At 74.0% G+C, this 14,045-nt stretch carries 12 protein-coding genes and 1 pseudogene; 8 read left to right on the top strand and 5 right to left on the bottom strand.

Going from position 1 to position 14,045, the window contains the following annotated elements:
• Positions 1–29 precede the first annotated feature (29 nt).
• Together OO57_RS19170 and OO57_RS45730 are read right to left on the bottom strand one after the other, a co-directional pair.
• On the bottom strand, positions 30–1,199 hold the full coding sequence (locus tag OO57_RS19170) for an AI-2E family transporter (protein ID WP_234337405.1): 1,170 nt from the start codon (positions 1,197–1,199) through the stop codon (positions 30–32).
• Between the two features lie 311 nt (positions 1,200–1,510).
• Positions 1,511–1,684 carry a CsbD family protein gene (locus tag OO57_RS45730; protein WP_234337409.1) on the bottom strand — a complete coding sequence of 58 codons (174 nt, stop codon included), beginning with the start codon at positions 1,682–1,684 and terminating at the stop codon, positions 1,511–1,513.
• Positions 1,685–1,816: 132 nt separating this feature from the next.
• Here OO57_RS45730 and OO57_RS45725 point away from each other — a divergent pair, with 132 nt between their 5' ends.
• Positions 1,817–1,987: a hydrophobic protein gene (locus tag OO57_RS45725; protein ID WP_234337408.1), complete on the top strand. Its 171-nt coding sequence runs from the start codon at positions 1,817–1,819 to the stop codon at positions 1,985–1,987.
• A 207-nt stretch (positions 1,988–2,194) separates the two neighbouring features.
• Here the strand turns inward: OO57_RS45725 and OO57_RS45720 are convergent.
• Positions 2,195–3,388, bottom strand: a pseudogene (locus OO57_RS45720) (MFS transporter); the annotation flags it as partial.
• 122 nt (positions 3,389–3,510) lie between these two features.
• Here OO57_RS45720 and OO57_RS19160 point away from each other — a divergent pair.
• The 7 genes from OO57_RS19160 (at position 3,511) to OO57_RS19130 (ending at position 9,524) form a co-directional block, all read left to right on the top strand.
• The gene (locus OO57_RS19160; RefSeq protein WP_033253765.1) at positions 3,511–4,758 is read left to right on the top strand and encodes an FUSC family protein; all 1,248 of its coding nucleotides are present in this window, start codon (positions 3,511–3,513) and stop codon (positions 4,756–4,758) included.
• Between the two features lie 179 nt (positions 4,759–4,937).
• Positions 4,938–5,642, top strand: a complete 705-nt coding sequence (locus OO57_RS42685; protein ID WP_051777948.1) for a hypothetical protein — start codon at positions 4,938–4,940, stop codon at positions 5,640–5,642.
• Positions 5,639–6,310, top strand: coding sequence for a class F sortase (locus OO57_RS19150; RefSeq protein ID WP_051777947.1), 672 nt, complete (start codon positions 5,639–5,641; stop codon positions 6,308–6,310). Before OO57_RS42685 ends, OO57_RS19150 begins: the two co-directional genes overlap by 4 nt.
• Before the next feature lie 245 nt (positions 6,311–6,555).
• Positions 6,556–7,053: a hypothetical protein gene (locus OO57_RS39570; RefSeq protein WP_051777946.1), complete on the top strand. Its 498-nt coding sequence runs from the start codon at positions 6,556–6,558 to the stop codon at positions 7,051–7,053.
• 74 nt (positions 7,054–7,127) lie between these two features.
• The gene (locus OO57_RS45715) at positions 7,128–7,238 is read left to right on the top strand and encodes an SUKH-4 family immunity protein (RefSeq protein WP_234337404.1); all 111 of its coding nucleotides are present in this window, start codon (positions 7,128–7,130) and stop codon (positions 7,236–7,238) included.
• Positions 7,239–7,449: 211 nt separating this feature from the next.
• Complete coding sequence (locus tag OO57_RS19135; protein WP_033253762.1) at positions 7,450–8,661, top strand: lipoprotein; 1,212 nt, start codon at positions 7,450–7,452, stop codon at positions 8,659–8,661.
• Between the two features lie 248 nt (positions 8,662–8,909).
• Positions 8,910–9,524 carry a hypothetical protein gene (locus OO57_RS19130; protein ID WP_033253761.1) on the top strand — a complete coding sequence of 205 codons (615 nt, stop codon included), beginning with the start codon at positions 8,910–8,912 and terminating at the stop codon, positions 9,522–9,524.
• Between the two features lie 125 nt (positions 9,525–9,649).
• Here the strand turns inward: OO57_RS19130 and OO57_RS19125 are convergent, their stop codons facing one another.
• Both OO57_RS19125 and OO57_RS19120 read right to left on the bottom strand, forming a co-directional pair.
• Positions 9,650–12,145 carry a transglycosylase domain-containing protein gene (locus OO57_RS19125; protein WP_324606788.1) on the bottom strand — a complete coding sequence of 832 codons (2,496 nt, stop codon included), beginning with the start codon at positions 12,143–12,145 and terminating at the stop codon, positions 9,650–9,652.
• 385 nt (positions 12,146–12,530) lie between these two features.
• Positions 12,531–13,823, bottom strand: a complete 1,293-nt coding sequence (locus OO57_RS19120) for a glycoside hydrolase 5 family protein (RefSeq protein WP_199811285.1) — start codon at positions 13,821–13,823, stop codon at positions 12,531–12,533.
• Positions 13,824–14,045: the final 222 nt, after the last annotated feature.

Here is a 14,045-nt window from a genome sequence, read left to right as displayed (position 1 = left end):
CCCGGGCGCCCGCCGCCGGGCCGGGCCGGTCAGCGGTGGTCGAGGTGGGGGAAGACGAACTCGTCCAGCAGCAGGCCGAGGGCGACCGCGGCGGGGACGGCGACCAGGGCGCCGACGATGCCCAGCAGTGCGCCGCCGACCAGAACGGCCACGATGGTGACGAAGGGGTGGACGTCGACGGCGAACTTCATCGTCCGCGGCATGATCAGGTAGTCCTCCAGCAGCCGGAAGCCGATGTAGAAGCCGGCCGTGGCCAGGGCCACCGGCCAGGAGACCGCGAGGGCGACCAGGCTGACGACGATGCCGCCGATGGTGGAGCCGACGATCGGCACCAGGTCCATCAGGGCCACGAACACGCCGAGGGCGGCGGCGTAGGGCACGCCGACGGCGGCGCACCACACCGCGGTGGCCAGGCCCGCGATCGCGGAGGTGACCAGGTTGCCGAGCATGTAGCGTCCGGTGCGGGTGAGGATCTCCTCGGTGAGCTCGCGGGCCCGGCCGCGGCGGCTGCCCTTCACGAAGCGGTAGCAGAACTCCTTGATGTCGGGCATCCCGGCCATCAGGTACAGGGTCACGGTGGCGACCACGGTGAGCGAGGTGACGGTGTCCAGCAGCAGGCGCCCGGCGCCCAGCACACCGCCCATCAGACCGGGGCCTCCGCTGCCGCCGAGGGCGTTCTTGGCCTGTTCGGCGAGGTGGAAGCGGTCCTCGATCCGGCCGAGCGCCGAGTGGTGGTCGTGCACCTGATCGAGCCAGAGCGGGATGCGCCGGGCGAGCACGCCGGCCTCCTGGCCCACCGGGGGGACCACCAGCAGCAGGAAGCCCGCGGCCAGGAGCAGGAAGACCCCGAGCACGGCGGCCACCGCCCAGCCGCGCCGCAGTCGGCGCCGGCACAGCGCGGCGACCACCGGCTCCATGCTCACCGCGAGGAAGGCGGAGAGCAGCAGCAGGGTCAGGAACTCCTCCAGGCGCAGCAGTTGGCGGAAGAGGAACCAGCCGGTGAGTGCGCCGAGCGCCAGCCGCAGGCCGGTGGAGAACCCGGGCAGCCTGGTCGGGGCGGAGCGCCGGCCGGGCGCCGCGGGCGGCGGGGGGTCGGCCTCGGGCGCGGTCGGGGCGGCGCCGGGGGGCACCAGCAGCCGTCGGCGGATCCCGTCGGCGGCGGCGGTGCTGACGACGCGCAGTCCCGGTGGCATCTTCATGGTCTCGTCGGTCCGTTCCGCTCGCGGGCCTGTGGGCACCGTCCGGTTGCCCCCTCGTACCGGGTCGAAGCACTCAGGGGACGCTCCGTGCGGGGGCGGGGCGTGGCGGGGCGGCGCGGCGCGGGGCGTGGCGTGGGCGCGGCACGGCCCCGGAAACGTCACCGGTGAAGGGTGTGCGGTGTCCGGGGCCTGCCCGGCCGGGTGGGCTGCACCGGCCGCACCGCCGCGGCGGAGGTGTGGGATCACGCCGGGACGGCGTCGGTGCCCGCTGCCGCCTGCGGCGCAGCGGGGGCCCGGAGGAGGTCGGCGGCTCAGCGCCGGAAGGCGTCCTTGACGTTCTCCCCGGCCTGCTTGAGGTCGGCCTTGGCCTGCTCGGCCCGGCCCTCCGCCTCCAGGCGCTCGTTGCCGACGGCCTTGCCGGCCTTCTCCTTGACGGCGCCCTTGATCTTCTCGCCGGTGTTCCCGGCCTTGTCACCCGTCGTCATGTCCGCCTCCCGGCTGTCGGTTCCTCGCTGACGGACGGTCTGGTGCCCCGGATCCGCCGGAAGATTCCCCCGAATATCCGCCGCGGCCCCGGGCAGCAGAGGCCGTGACAATTCGAGTCCCGGGAGGTCGTCGTGGTTCCCCTGCTGCTGGTCCTGCTCCTCGCCCTGCTGCTGTTCGGTGCCGGTTTCGCGGTGAAGATCCTCTGGTTGGCCGCCGTGGTCGTCCTGGTGTTCTGGCTGATCGGTTTCGCGGCCCGCGGCGCGCACCCGTCCGGCGGCCGCCACCGCTGGTACCGCTGGTGACCGTCCCCGGTCCCGGCTGTCCAGGGCTTGTCCGACGGTCCGCGTCGCATCAGCGCGCGGACCGTCGGACAAGCCCTGTGCGTTCTGCTTCAGGCCGCGCGAGACCGCCCACGCGCCCGCCGCGGCGACCAGCGCCAGGCCGGTGCCGACCAGCAGCGCGCCGCGGGTGACGTCGGCGAACGCGCCGACCGCCCACGCGCCCAGGCCGGTGCCCGCGTACATGGTGGAGGTCAGCCAGGCGCTGGAGGTGGCGCGGTGGGCGGGGGCGACGCTGCCGGCCAGGGTCTGCTGGTCGGTGACGAAGGCGCCGCTGGCGGTGAACCAGACCAGCACGCCCAGCAGGGACAGCGGCAGGCCGGGGGCGCTGGTGGCGAGGGCGATGCCCGCGGCGAGCAGCAGGGCCCACAGGGCGAGCAGCGGCAGGTCGGTGCGGCCCGCGCCGCGGGCCCGGTCGCCGAGGCGCCCGCCGACCAGCGAACCGGCCACGCTGCCCGCGCCGACCAGCACGCCGACCAGGCCGAGCGCCTGCACCGACAGGTCGAAGCGGCGGTCGAGCACGGCGCCGAGGAAGGTGTACGCGCCCAGGTTGGCCGCGTTGAAGACGGTGTTGACCAGCAGCGCGCGCCGCAGCACCGGGTCGCGCCAGCCGCCCAGGACCGCCCGGACGGCCCCGCCCGGCGCCGCGCTGCCCTTCGCGGGGGCGACCTGCCGGGTGAGCAGCGCGAGCGCGGCGAGGGTGCCGATCGCGAGCGCCCAGAACGCGGCCCGCCAGCCCGCCGCCCCGGCCAGCACCCCGCCCAGCGGCACGCCGACGACCTGGCCGGTGGAGAACAGCGCCATGCCGAGCCCGAGGGCGCGGCCGCGCACCGCCTCGGGGGCGGTCTCGGCGATGTGCGCCCAGATCGCCGGTCCGGCGGCCGCGGCGGCCAGCCCGGCCAGGGCGCGGGAGAGCACCAGCAGGGTGAGGTCGGTGGAGAGCGCGGCCGCCGCGTTGGACAGCACGAACAGCAGCCCGCCCGCGAGCAGGGTGCGGCGGCGGCCGAACCGGTCGCTGAGCAGGCCGAGGAACGGGGCGAAGACCGCGTACACCAGCACGTACGCGGTGACGGTGGAGGCGGCGGCGGCCTCGGTGGTGCCGATCGACTCGGCGATGGTCGGCAGCAGCGGGGAGACCAGGAAGGTCTCGGTGCCGAACAGGAACAGCAGCGCGAACACCCCGGCGTAGCGCAGTGGCCGCAGTGCTTCGGGGGCGGGCGCCGCCTGGGTGCGCCCGCGCTCGGTCAGGTCGGAGACGTCGCTCACGGCGACCACCACCTCGTCCGGTCGTCGGATCGCGCGGCGCGTCCTCGGACCGCGGACGCGTTCGGCCGCGCGGGGGGCTTGGGCGTCCGATGCCGCCATCGTCCGCGGCGGGCCGCGGGTGCAGCCAGACAGGCGATCATCCTGTGACCGGGACTCACCGTCTGACGTCGCGTCAGCGCGTACGCGGTGTGAACGGGGCCCGGCGGGGATAGAAGGGCTGCATGCGTTTCGTTCCGGAGCCGGTGGCGGCGGTGGTGCGGCGCGGCGCCAAGGACGCGTTCGTCGTGCAGACGGTGCGGGCCACGGTCGCCGCGACGCTGTCGTACGTGGTGGCGACCTGGCTGAGCCGGGAGCCGGTGCCGCTGACCGCGCCGCTGACGGCGCTGCTGGTGGTGCAGGTGACGGTGTACTCGACGCTGACCACCAGCATCCGGCGGGTCAACTCGGTCGTGGTCGGGGTGCTGATCGCGATCGGGTTCTCGACGGTGGTGGGGCTGTCCTGGTGGAGCCTGGGACTGATCATCCTGGCCTCGCTGGTGATCGGGCGCTTCGTGCGGGTGGACGAGTTCGTCCAGGAGGTCGCGATCAGCGCGATGCTGATCCTGGGCGTCTCGCAGGTCTCCACGCAGGCCTGGGACCGGGTGCTGGAGACGGTGATCGGCGCGAGCGTCGGCCTGCTGTTCAACCTGGTGATAGCGCCCCCGGTGTGGGTCGACACGGCGGGCGAGTCGATCGAGGACCTGGCCCGCCGGGCCCGGCACCTGCTGCTCGGCCTCGCCGAGGAGCTCGGCCGCCCGGTGCCGGTCGAGCGGGCCGCCGAGCGGCTGCACGAGGCCCGGCGGCTGGACCAGGCGATCACCGAGGTGGACGGGGCACTGCGGCAGGCCGAGGACAGCCTGCGGCTGAACCCGCGGATCAGCGAGGGCCTGCTCTCCCGGCTGGTCCTGCGCACCGGCCTGGACACGCTGGAGATCTGCGTGGTCGTCATCCGGGTCATCGCCCGCTCGCTCACCGACCTGGCCAAGCGCCGCGGCCCGGGCGAGCGGCTCTTCCCCGACGACGTGTCGGTGGCCCTGGAGGAGCTGTTCGAGCACGTCGGCGGCGCGCTGGTCAGCTTCGCGGTGCTGGTCACCACCCAGGTCAGCCGCAACGCGGAGGAGGCCGAGCAGCGCCTGACCGCCGAGCTCTCCGCCGCCTGGGCCTGCCGCGAGAACGTCGCCCAGCTCCTGCTGCGCCGCGTCCAGGAGACCCCCGAAGCCTGGCAGTTGCACGGCTCCCTGCTCGCCGAGGTCGACCGCATCCTGGACGAGCTCGACCTGGAGCACCGCGGCCGCCGCCTGATGGAGGAACTCGACCGCGCCTCCGTCGCCAACCGCACCCGCTTCTCACGCCTCCCCCGCCTGCGCCGCTTCGTCCGCGGCGAACGCCTGCGCCCGCCCCGCCTCCGCCGCCGCAGGTCCGCCGCCTGACGGCGCACACCGCCCGGGGCTGCCGCCCTGACACGCCGGGGATCGGCCGTCGGGGGGAAACGTCGTACCGGTTCGGGTGTGTTGTGACGGGCCGTCAGGCCGTGGCGAGGACCCTCGGGGGGTGTCGGCGCCGTGCCGGCAGCCCCCGTCCCTCCCCCGCCACCACCCCCGGAGCCCCCATGACCCCGACCCCGTCCCCGACCCCGACCGGACGGCGCCTGCTGCCGCTGCGCGCGGCCGCGCTCGCCGGTGCGGCCGTCCTGCCGCTGGCCGTGTTCGCCGCCCCCGCGCACGCCGCGCCCGGCGACAACGGCGACGTCAAGATCCACATCGTCGGCACGCTGTCCGACGCCCACCAGAACCAGCCGAAGGTCTGCACCTTCTACCTGGACGCCTTCGACTTCGACACCGTGCAGCAGGTGACCTGGCACATCGACCAGCAGCCGCCGACCGGCAACGCCCAGGTCGACGCCGGGCAGCTGACCCTGACCGGCGGCACCGGCCAGACCGGGACCCGCTCGCTGCCGACCGGCCACTACCAGCTGACCTGGAACTTCGCGGGCGAGACCGGCGACGGCAAGCACAAGACCTTCATGGTCGACTGCCCCGACCTGGGCAGCCCGCCGCCCAGCGGCTCGCCCTCGCCCGTCGGCAACGACGGCGGCGGCGGGTCCCCGTCGCCGTCGTCCAGTTCCTCCCCGTCGACCCCGCCGGGCGGTCCGGGGCAGGGCGGCGGTCCGGGCCGGAGGCCGCAGGGCGGGGTCGCGGCCGGTGCGGGCGGCTCCTCGCGCGACCTGAACCCGGCGGAGGTCACCGTCGGCGCCGCCCTGGTCGCCGGGGCGGGCTACCTGGTCGTGCGCCGGCGCCGCCGCTCCCGCCGTTGACCCGCACCACCCACCGACGCTCCCGCGGTGCCGACCGGCTACGGTTCGGCACCGCGGTCGTCGCGCTGCTGTGCGGCGCCTGGCTGGTCGACGACGGGCTGACCACCTCCCAGCCGCCCCCGCCGCCGTCCGCCCCGCCGCCGTCCTCGGCCCCCGCCCGGGCGGTGCCCTCCCCCAGCCCCTCGCCGACCGTCCCGGACGCCCCGGCACTGGGCCCGTCCGACCCGGCGCGGCTGCGCATCCCGTCCATCGCGGTGAACGCCGCGTTCACCCCGCTCGGCCTGGACGCCACCGGGGCCCTGGAGACCCCGCCGGTCGGCCGCCCGAACCTGGTCGGCTGGTACCGGGACGCCCCCGCGCCCGGCGCGGACGGCACCGCCGTGGTCGTCGGCCACGTCGACGACAAGCACGGCCCCGGCGTGCTGTACCGGCTCGGGCTGCTGCGCCCCGGCCTGACCATCGCCGTCACCCGGCAGGACCTCCGCACCGCCACCTTCACCGTCGACGCGGTGCGCTCCTACCCGAAGAGCGCCTTCCCCGCCGCGGAGGTGTACGCCCCCACCGGCCGCGCCGAACTGCGCGTCATCACCTGCGGCGGCCACTACGACCGGCGCACCGGCTACGACTCCAACACCGTGGTGTACGCACACCTGACCTCCACGTCCTGATCACCCCGCCTCCCCCTCCTCCTCGCCGCCCCCACATGTCGTGCGGATACGAACGGGTGATTTCCGGCCGGGCCGGACGGCCCGGGACCGCGGGGCGGCGCCTTGTCCCGCAAGGGGTGTGACGGCGTGTCCGACAGGGCGGGGCGGGCGACACGGGGAGTGACGCCTGACCACGCTGCGTGTCCGAAATGTGGTGTGGTGGGCCCGCCCCCGGGCACTCCCGCCCGGACCGAACTGGAGGAACCATGTCCCGAACTGCCAAGGCCAAGGGGATCGTCGCGCTCGCGGTCGGCGCCGCCGCCGTGGTCGCCGGTGTCCCCGCGCTCGCCGGTGCGGCCACCACCGACTCCCACCGGGCCGCACCGCCCACCGTCACGATCGACTTCACCGGCACCAACTCGGCGTCCGGCGCGGCGAACGCGATCGGCGCGGGCTTCGGCGGCACCGCCACGGCCAAGGACGCCACGGGGGCGCAGGTCGCCACCGTGTACGACCAGTGCACCAAGGACGCGATCTCGGTCGACTCGGCCACCGCCTTCTGCACCGCCGACCTGGTCTTCACCGACGGCGACCAGGTCACCTTCACGGCGGTCGTCCCGATCGACAACCCGCTGACCGCGAAGTACCCGAAGAAGTTCGACGGCGTCGTCACCGGCGGCACCGGCGCCTACAAGGGCCTCGCCGGCGCCGTCCACGTCACCAACACCGCCCTCGCGGTCTACGAGCTGAGCTGGGACGCCTGACCGTCCCCGCCCCGCAGCGAGGGGAGCCGCCGATCCCACCGGCGGCTCCCCTCCGCCGTTCCCGGCCGGGGGCGGTGGCGGCGGCGCTGCGGGGGAAGTCGGCGGCGATCGACCCGGGCGCCTTCCACAAGGAGTCGGCCTGGTGGAACGTCGTCGTCGAGCAGATGCGGCACGGCCCGTTCTGACCACTCATGGTCGCACTGTCACCACTTCCGGCAACTACCGATCCGGCCTGCGGTGACAACCGACCACCCGCTTACAGTCGTCCAATAAAAAGATGGTGCGATGTCCGGTCATGCCGGCGCAGTCGCGCGGCGGAGCGGGACGAGGGACAGCGGGACAGTGAAGAACCACAGGCGCAGGGAGAGACCGGAGAACCGGAGCCGGAACGCCAAGGTGGCGTGGGGCGTGCTCGCGGGCTGCGCGGTCACCGCGCTCGCGCTGACGCTGGTGCTGGACGACGGCGCGGACCCGGTCCGGGCCTCGTCCGACGCCGCGGCGGCCGGGGCCGGGGCGACGGCGTCCGCCTGGGACGGCAAGGTGAAGGTCCTGGGCGACGGCTCGATGTCCGACACCGGGCCGCAGCCCAACCAGCTCAAGATCGAGAAGCTGAAGCCCGGCGAGAAGCCCCCGCAGTTCGTGGTCTTCTCCTGGGACGGCGCGCTGGAGAACGACGACCACCTGTTCTCCCGCTTCCGCGAGCTGGCCAAGGCCAACAACGCCACGATGACGTTCTTCCTGAGCGGCATCTACCTCGTCCCGAAGGAGAAGCACGACCTCTACCAGCCCCCCCGGCACTCCCCCGGCAACTCCGCCATCTCCTTCCCCACCGACGAGCACGTCCGGGAGACCCTGGCGCAGCTGCGGCTGGCCTGGCAGGACGGCAACGAGATCGGCACCCACTTCAACGGCCACTTCTGCACCGACGCGGGCGACGCCGGGGGCGGCTCCACCTGGAGCGTCGACGACTGGAAGAAGGAGATCGACCAGGCGTACTCGTTCGTCGCCAACTGGCGGACGAATACCGGCTTCACCGACGAGGCCCCGCTGCCGTTCGACTACGCCAAGGAGCTGGTCGGCGGCCGGGCCCCCTGCCTGGAGGGGCAGAAGAACCTGCTGCAGGCCGCGAAGACCTACGGGTGGCGCTACGACGCCAGCTCCCCGGGCGAGTTCCAGGTCTGGCCGACGAAGACCGACGGCATCTGGAACTTCCCGCTGCAACTGCTCCCGTTCGGCAACACCCAGGTGCTGTCGATGGACTTCAACTTCCTGGCCAACCAGTCGGGCGCCAGCACCGAGGGCGACCCGAAGAAGTACGCCGCCTGGGAGAAGCAGACCCGCGAGGGCTACCTGGACGGCTTCGAGCGGGTCTACAACGGCAGCCGGGCGCCGCTGTTCATCGGGAACCACTTCGAGACCTGGAACGGCGGCATCTACATGCAGGCCATCCAGGACGTGATGGAGGCCGTCTGCAAGAAGGACGGCGTGCACTGCGTCTCCTTCAAGGAGCTCTCCGACTGGATGGACGCCCAGGACCCGAAGGTGCTGGACCAGCTCCGCCGACTGGACCCGGCCCAGTCCCCGGACTGGCCGACCTACCTGAAGTGACCGCTCCCCCGCCCGGGGACGGGCGGGCCGACGGTTCGCCGGGGAACCGTCGGGGCCGAGCCGTAGTCTCTCCCCCTGGATCGCTGGATCGGTCGACCGGACGGGGTGTCATGACCGGGGGCGGGGCTGTGGACGGGAGCGGTCGAGCGACGGAGGACCCGGTCTCCGGGCCGCCGACGTCCGGGGGCAGTACGGCACTGGAGGCAGCGGGGGCAGCGGGTCCCCCGCCCCCGCCTCCGCAGGCGCACGTGGCCCCGGGTCGGCCCGGTCGGCCGGGCTGGTCGGAGCGCAGGCGGCGGGCCGCCGCGCTCGGACTGCTCGCGCTGGTGGTGCTGCTCGTCGCACTGGTCCGCGCCGCGGCCCGAGCCGCTCGGGACGGCAAACCGGTGGTGCTCATCGAGGTCTTCCACCACCCGCTGCCGTACGCCGCCGCCGTGCTGGTGCTGATCGTCCTCGCCGTCCTGGTCGGGACCCGGTCCCGCGCGACCAGGACGCTGCTGCTGGTCCCGGTCCTCGGCTGCGCGCTGCTGGCCTCGCCCGTCGCACTGATCGTCTTCGGCGACCTGCCGCACGAGACCGCGGACCGGCCGGCTCCCGGCCGCTCCGACCGCAGCCTGGTCATCCACGAGGGCAGCGCGATGATCGATCCGCTCTGGTGGGTCTCGGTGGACGCCGGCTCCGGCCTGACCGCACGGCGCTGGCCGGTCGGCTACTTCAACGGCGACGACCCCGATGACGCGCTGGCCTCGGCCCAGTGGGACGGCCCCGACCGGATCAGGCTGGCCACCGAGGGCGGCGAGGTGTTCGTGGTGGCCCTCGACCCGGCGACCGGACGGCCCGAGCACCGGGTGCGGGCGGGCTGAGGGCCCGCTCCGAAGCCGTGGTCCGCGTGGCGCGGACCGACCGCACTGACCCGCCGACCCACCCGGGGGAGGGGCACCGCGTCCGTGACCGGATGCGGCGCCCCTCCCCCGTGGCCGTCGGCGGGTCAGTGCGCGGTGGCCTTCGCGTAGGCGGCCCATATCCCGGCCGGGATCGCCGAGTCGGGGGCGGTCTGGGCGGCGCCGCCGATGCCGGTGAGCGGGAGCAGCTCCAGGGTCTTCAGGTCGAGCCGGAAGACGGTGACCGCGGTGGCGACGTCGCCCCGGTAGCCGACGTACCAGCCCGCCCGGTGGTCCTGGGTGGTGCCGGGCTTCCCGGCGGAGTCGGGGGCGGCCTGGCGGACGTCCTTGGCGGCGCCGTCCTTGACCGCGCCGCGCAGCGCCGCGTCGACCTGCGAGGCCACCTCGGAGCTGACGGCCTGGGCGGCCTTCGGCTTCTCCACCGGGATGTCGACGCCGTTGCGGCTGACGCTGGTCACCGAGTAGGGGTCGGTGCGCTTGCCCCGGGCGTCGAAGGCGGTGTACGCGTCGGCGAGCCGGATCGCGCTCGGGGTGGAGTTGCCGAGCGCGTAGGCGGGGGTGAGGTCGCCCATGCTCTCGGGCAGCAGCCCGAGGTCGATCGCGGTCTTGCGGACGTTGCCCAGGCCGACGTCCATGCCGAGCTGCTGCACGGGGCCGTTGACGGACTGCTCGATCGCGGTGCGCAGCGAGACGCTGCCCCAGTTCCTGCCGCCGTCGTTGGTGGTCTTGGCCTTCTTGCCGTCCCGGCCCCAGTAGGGCCCCTCGGGGGTCTGCAGTTCGATCCCGTTGTCGCCGTTGTACGTGGTGGTGGGCAGGACGGGCGTCCGGGGCGCGTCGCGCTGGCGCTGGACGCCCTGGCCCAGGCCCGCCGCGTACACCAGCGGGGTGAAGGCCGAACCGGCGGGCACGTTCACGGTGTTGGCGTTGTTGAAGCCCTGCTTCAGGTAGTCGGGGCCGCCGTAGACGGCCAGGATCCGGCCGTCGGTGGCCACCGAGGCGGCGCCGAGGTGGACGTTCTGGTCGGCGGGGCGGTGACCGGAGTCGAGTTTCTTCTCCTCGGCCTGGACGGCCTCGGTGAGGGCGTCCTCGCGCGGCTTCTCGAAGGTGGTGTAGATCTGGTAGCCGCCGAGGTCGAACTGGGCCGGGGAGATGTCGGCGTGGCTCTGCGCGTAGCTCTTGGCGAGGTCCACCAGGTAGCCGGTCTGGCCGTTCAGGCCGACCAGCGGCGGCACCGCCTGCGGCTCCGGGAACTCGGTGTACTCGGCCCGCTCGGACGCCGAGAGCTTGCCGATCTTGACCATCCGGTCCAGGATCCACGACCAGCGCTCCACCGCCCGGGCGTGGTTCTCCGGGCCGCTCGCCGGGTCGTAGAGCGAGGCTCCCTTGAGCAGCGAGGCCAGGAACGCGCCCTCGCTGACGTTCAGCTCGGAGACGTCCTTGCCGTAGTACGCCTGCGCGGCCCGCTCGATGCCGTAGCTGCCGCGGCCGAACCAGCTGATGTTCAGGTAACCGCTGAGGATCTCCTGCTTGCTGACCTGCTGGTCCAGCTTGAGCGCGATGAACATCTCGTCGAGCTTGCGGGAGAAGTCCTGGCGCTGGTTGAGGTAGGCGTTCTTCACGTACTGCTGGGTGATGGTCGAGCCGCCCTGGGTGTCGCCGCCCGAACCCATCCGGTAGACGGCCCGGGCGATGCCCTGGAAGGAGATGCCGGGGTCGGAGTAGAAGGTCTCGTTCTCGGCGGCCAGCACCGCCCACTGCACCTGGGTCGGCACCTGCTCCAGCGGCACGTCCTGCCGGTTGACCAGGCCGGTGCGGGCCATCTCGCTGCCGTCCGCCCAGTAGAAGACGTTGTTCTGCTGGGTCGCGAACGCGTTGAGGTCGCTGGGGATGTCGGTGGTCGCGTACATCGTGCCCGCGGTCACGACGAGCAGCCCGAACGAGCCGCCCGCCAGCAGCAGCCACTGCCGCCAGGACGGCAGCCAGCGCAGCGCGCCGCTGCGGCCGCTGCGGGGGTAGTCGATCCGGTGCCGCCAGTCCGGCACCCAGCGGCGCCAGCCCGCGCGGTCGGCCCGCGGGTAGTTCAGCCGCCGCGCCGACCACTGCTGCCACCCCGGCACCTCCCGCGGCCGCCGCCGGGAACCGCCGGCTGCGGCACCGGCGGCCTCGGTGGTGGCGGCGTCCTCGGCCGTACCGGCGCTCTCGGCAGCAGGGGTGGCAGGGGCGGCGAAGGCGTCGGACGTGTCGTAGCCGCTGGGCGGGCCGAAGTTGCCGGGCCCGCCGTAACCGCCGGGGGTGCCGTAGTCGCCAGGAGTGCCGTAAGCGCCGGAAGATCCGGAGCCGCCGGGTGCGTCGTAATCGCCGCGCGGGCCGTGACCGCCGGGCGGGTCGTAGCCGCTGGGCGGGTCGTAGCCGCTGGGCGGGCCGAAGTTGCCGGGCGCGCCGTAACCGCCGGGCGGGCCGAAGTCACCGGGGGGGCCGTAGCTGCCGGGGCCCGGGCCCCGGCCCGCGGCGCCTGCGGCGCGGCCCGGAACCGGCTCCGGTGGCTCTCCCCCGGCCGTGTGTCCCGGCTGGCCAGACACCATCAGTACTCCGATCCCTCGCGGGGCGTCCCCTGTCCACTGCTCAGACGCCCCAACCTCATCACACGTTTCATCGACCCCCTTGTGATCGGCGTCACTCCCGGGGGCACCGCCGGGGGCCGGTTCGTCATGTCCACCGGCTCCGCGGAGGGGCAACCCGCCGCATGAACAGGGCAGTTCACCGGGCGGTTCTTGACCGGGTGCGCCGGGCCGGGGAGCGGGAGGGCCGGGAAGGAGGAATCAGATCGTGATGATGGCGAACGAAGTGCTCAGCACTCGGACGGCGGGGCGCTCCGGGCACGGAGCGGACGTGCCCGGAGCGCCCGGGGAGGAGCGGTGGTCAGCGCCCGGGGAGGGGCCGTGGTCAGCGCCCGGGGAGGAGCGGTGGTCAGCGCCCGGCGGCCATCGCCTTCGCGTGGGCGGCGAACAGCTCGGCGGTGCTGCGGGTCGGGTTGGCCGGGTCGCTGTTCCACATGACGCGGTGGCCGTCGTAGTCGGGGTAGAACGAGCCGTCGTCGACCCGGGAGGTGAGCAGCCAGAACTGGTCGCCGGCCGCGCCGGAGGCGAGCGCGGCGTCGGTCCAGGCCCGGTAGGCGGCGTCGCGGGCGGCGGTGTCGGGGACGTCCCGGTTCGCGTCGATGTGGAGGCCGAACTCCTCGACGACGACGGGCTTGCCGAGCGTGCGGCCGTCGGCGACGTGGTCGGTGATCCAGCGGGTGCCCCAGGAGGCGGCGTCGGTGCCGGGCTTGCTGCCGCTGGTCTCGCCCCAGTTCTGCGGGTAGACGTGCACGGTGCCGTAGTCGACGGCGGGCAGCGCGGTCAGCTCCAGCCAGTCGCTGCCCTCGTAGTTCGAGTAGGGGTAGTCGGCCTCGTCCGTCCGCCCGTAGAAGCCCTCGTCGCCGATCGCGAGCAGCTGGCGCGGGGCCAGCGACTTGACGTAGGTGCTCATCTCGCGGGCCCAACCCAGGAGCGTGGCACCGGACTTGTCGCTGCGGCAGCGCGGCTCGTTGGCGAGCTCCCAGCTCATGACGGTGGGGTCGTCGGCGTAGCGCAGGCCGGTGTAGCGGTTGCGGCGCTGGATCACGTGCTTGGCCCAGGCCCGGTACGCCTTGCGGCAGTTGGCGTCGGTGTAGAACCTGTCGTGGTGGGTGCCGTCGCCGTAGGAGTCGTCGGCGAGACCGAGGAACCAGGAGACGTACTGCTGCATGCCGCCGTAGTCGGGCCAGTTGTTGACCAGCGGGAGGACGAGGCGCAGGCCGAGCTGCCCGGCCTTCTGGACGGCGTAGTCGAGGCTGTCGAACGCGGCCTCGTCGTAGCGGAACGGCTCGGGCTGCAGGGCCCGGTAGGAGCGGCCGGCGCCGTCGGCGAACGCCCAGGCGCGGACGACGGTCAGGCCCATCGCGGCGGCGTCGTTCAGCACCGCGTCGATCATGTAGTGCGACTGCTGGTGCAGGTAGTAGCAGTTGGTGCCACCGAAGCGGAACGCGCGTCCGTCCAGGCGCAGTTCGCCGCCGCCGGCGGTGACGAAGGAGCCGCGCTTCCGGCCGGGGGCGTCCTGGCCGCCGGTGCCGTTGTCGGCGGACGCGGTGCCGCCGAGCAGCGGGGCGGCGGCGAGTCCGAGGGCGGCCGCGCCGAGCAGGGTGCGGCGGCTGGTGGTGCTGGTGCGGGGCTGGTCGTTCACTCGGTCCTCCGGACGTGCGGGTGGGGTGGGGTGGCGCCCGGGGGTGCCGCGAAGTCCCGGGCGTGGCGCGGCCGGTGGAGCTCCGGCCGCGCCGCGGGGCGGTGCCCGGCCGACTGGGTCGGCGGGGTCAGCCGTTGACGGTCTTCTGTGCCTGGGACCACTTCTTGTTCAGCTCGGCGAAGTAGCCGTCCAGGTCGCCGGAGGCGGCGCCGCGGGCGATGT

The sequence above is a fragment of the Kitasatospora phosalacinea genome (genome assembly GCF_000717185.1).
GTDB lineage: Bacteria > Actinomycetota > Actinomycetes > Streptomycetales > Streptomycetaceae > Kitasatospora > Kitasatospora phosalacinea_A.
The sequence above is the reverse complement of the archived record's forward strand: the minus strand, read 5'-3'. Positions and strand labels throughout refer to the sequence as shown.

What these genes read in the sequence shown, in the direction of transcription:
- OO57_RS42685 (WP_051777948.1), top strand. Translation starts at nt 4,938, where the DNA reads ATGACCCCGACCCCGTCCCCGACCCCGACCGGACGGCGCCTGCTGCCG.
- OO57_RS19170 (WP_234337405.1), bottom strand. Translation starts at nt 1,199, where the DNA reads ATGAAGATGCCACCGGGACTGCGCGTCGTCAGCACCGCCGCCGCCGAC.
- OO57_RS39570 (WP_051777946.1), top strand. Translation starts at nt 6,556, where the DNA reads ATGTCCCGAACTGCCAAGGCCAAGGGGATCGTCGCGCTCGCGGTCGGC.
- OO57_RS19160 (WP_033253765.1), top strand. Translation starts at nt 3,511, where the DNA reads ATGCGTTTCGTTCCGGAGCCGGTGGCGGCGGTGGTGCGGCGCGGCGCC.
- OO57_RS45730 (WP_234337409.1), bottom strand. Translation starts at nt 1,684, where the DNA reads ATGACGACGGGTGACAAGGCCGGGAACACCGGCGAGAAGATCAAGGGC.
- OO57_RS19125 (WP_324606788.1), bottom strand. Translation starts at nt 12,145, where the DNA reads ATGGTGTCTGGCCAGCCGGGACACACGGCCGGGGGAGAGCCACCGGAG.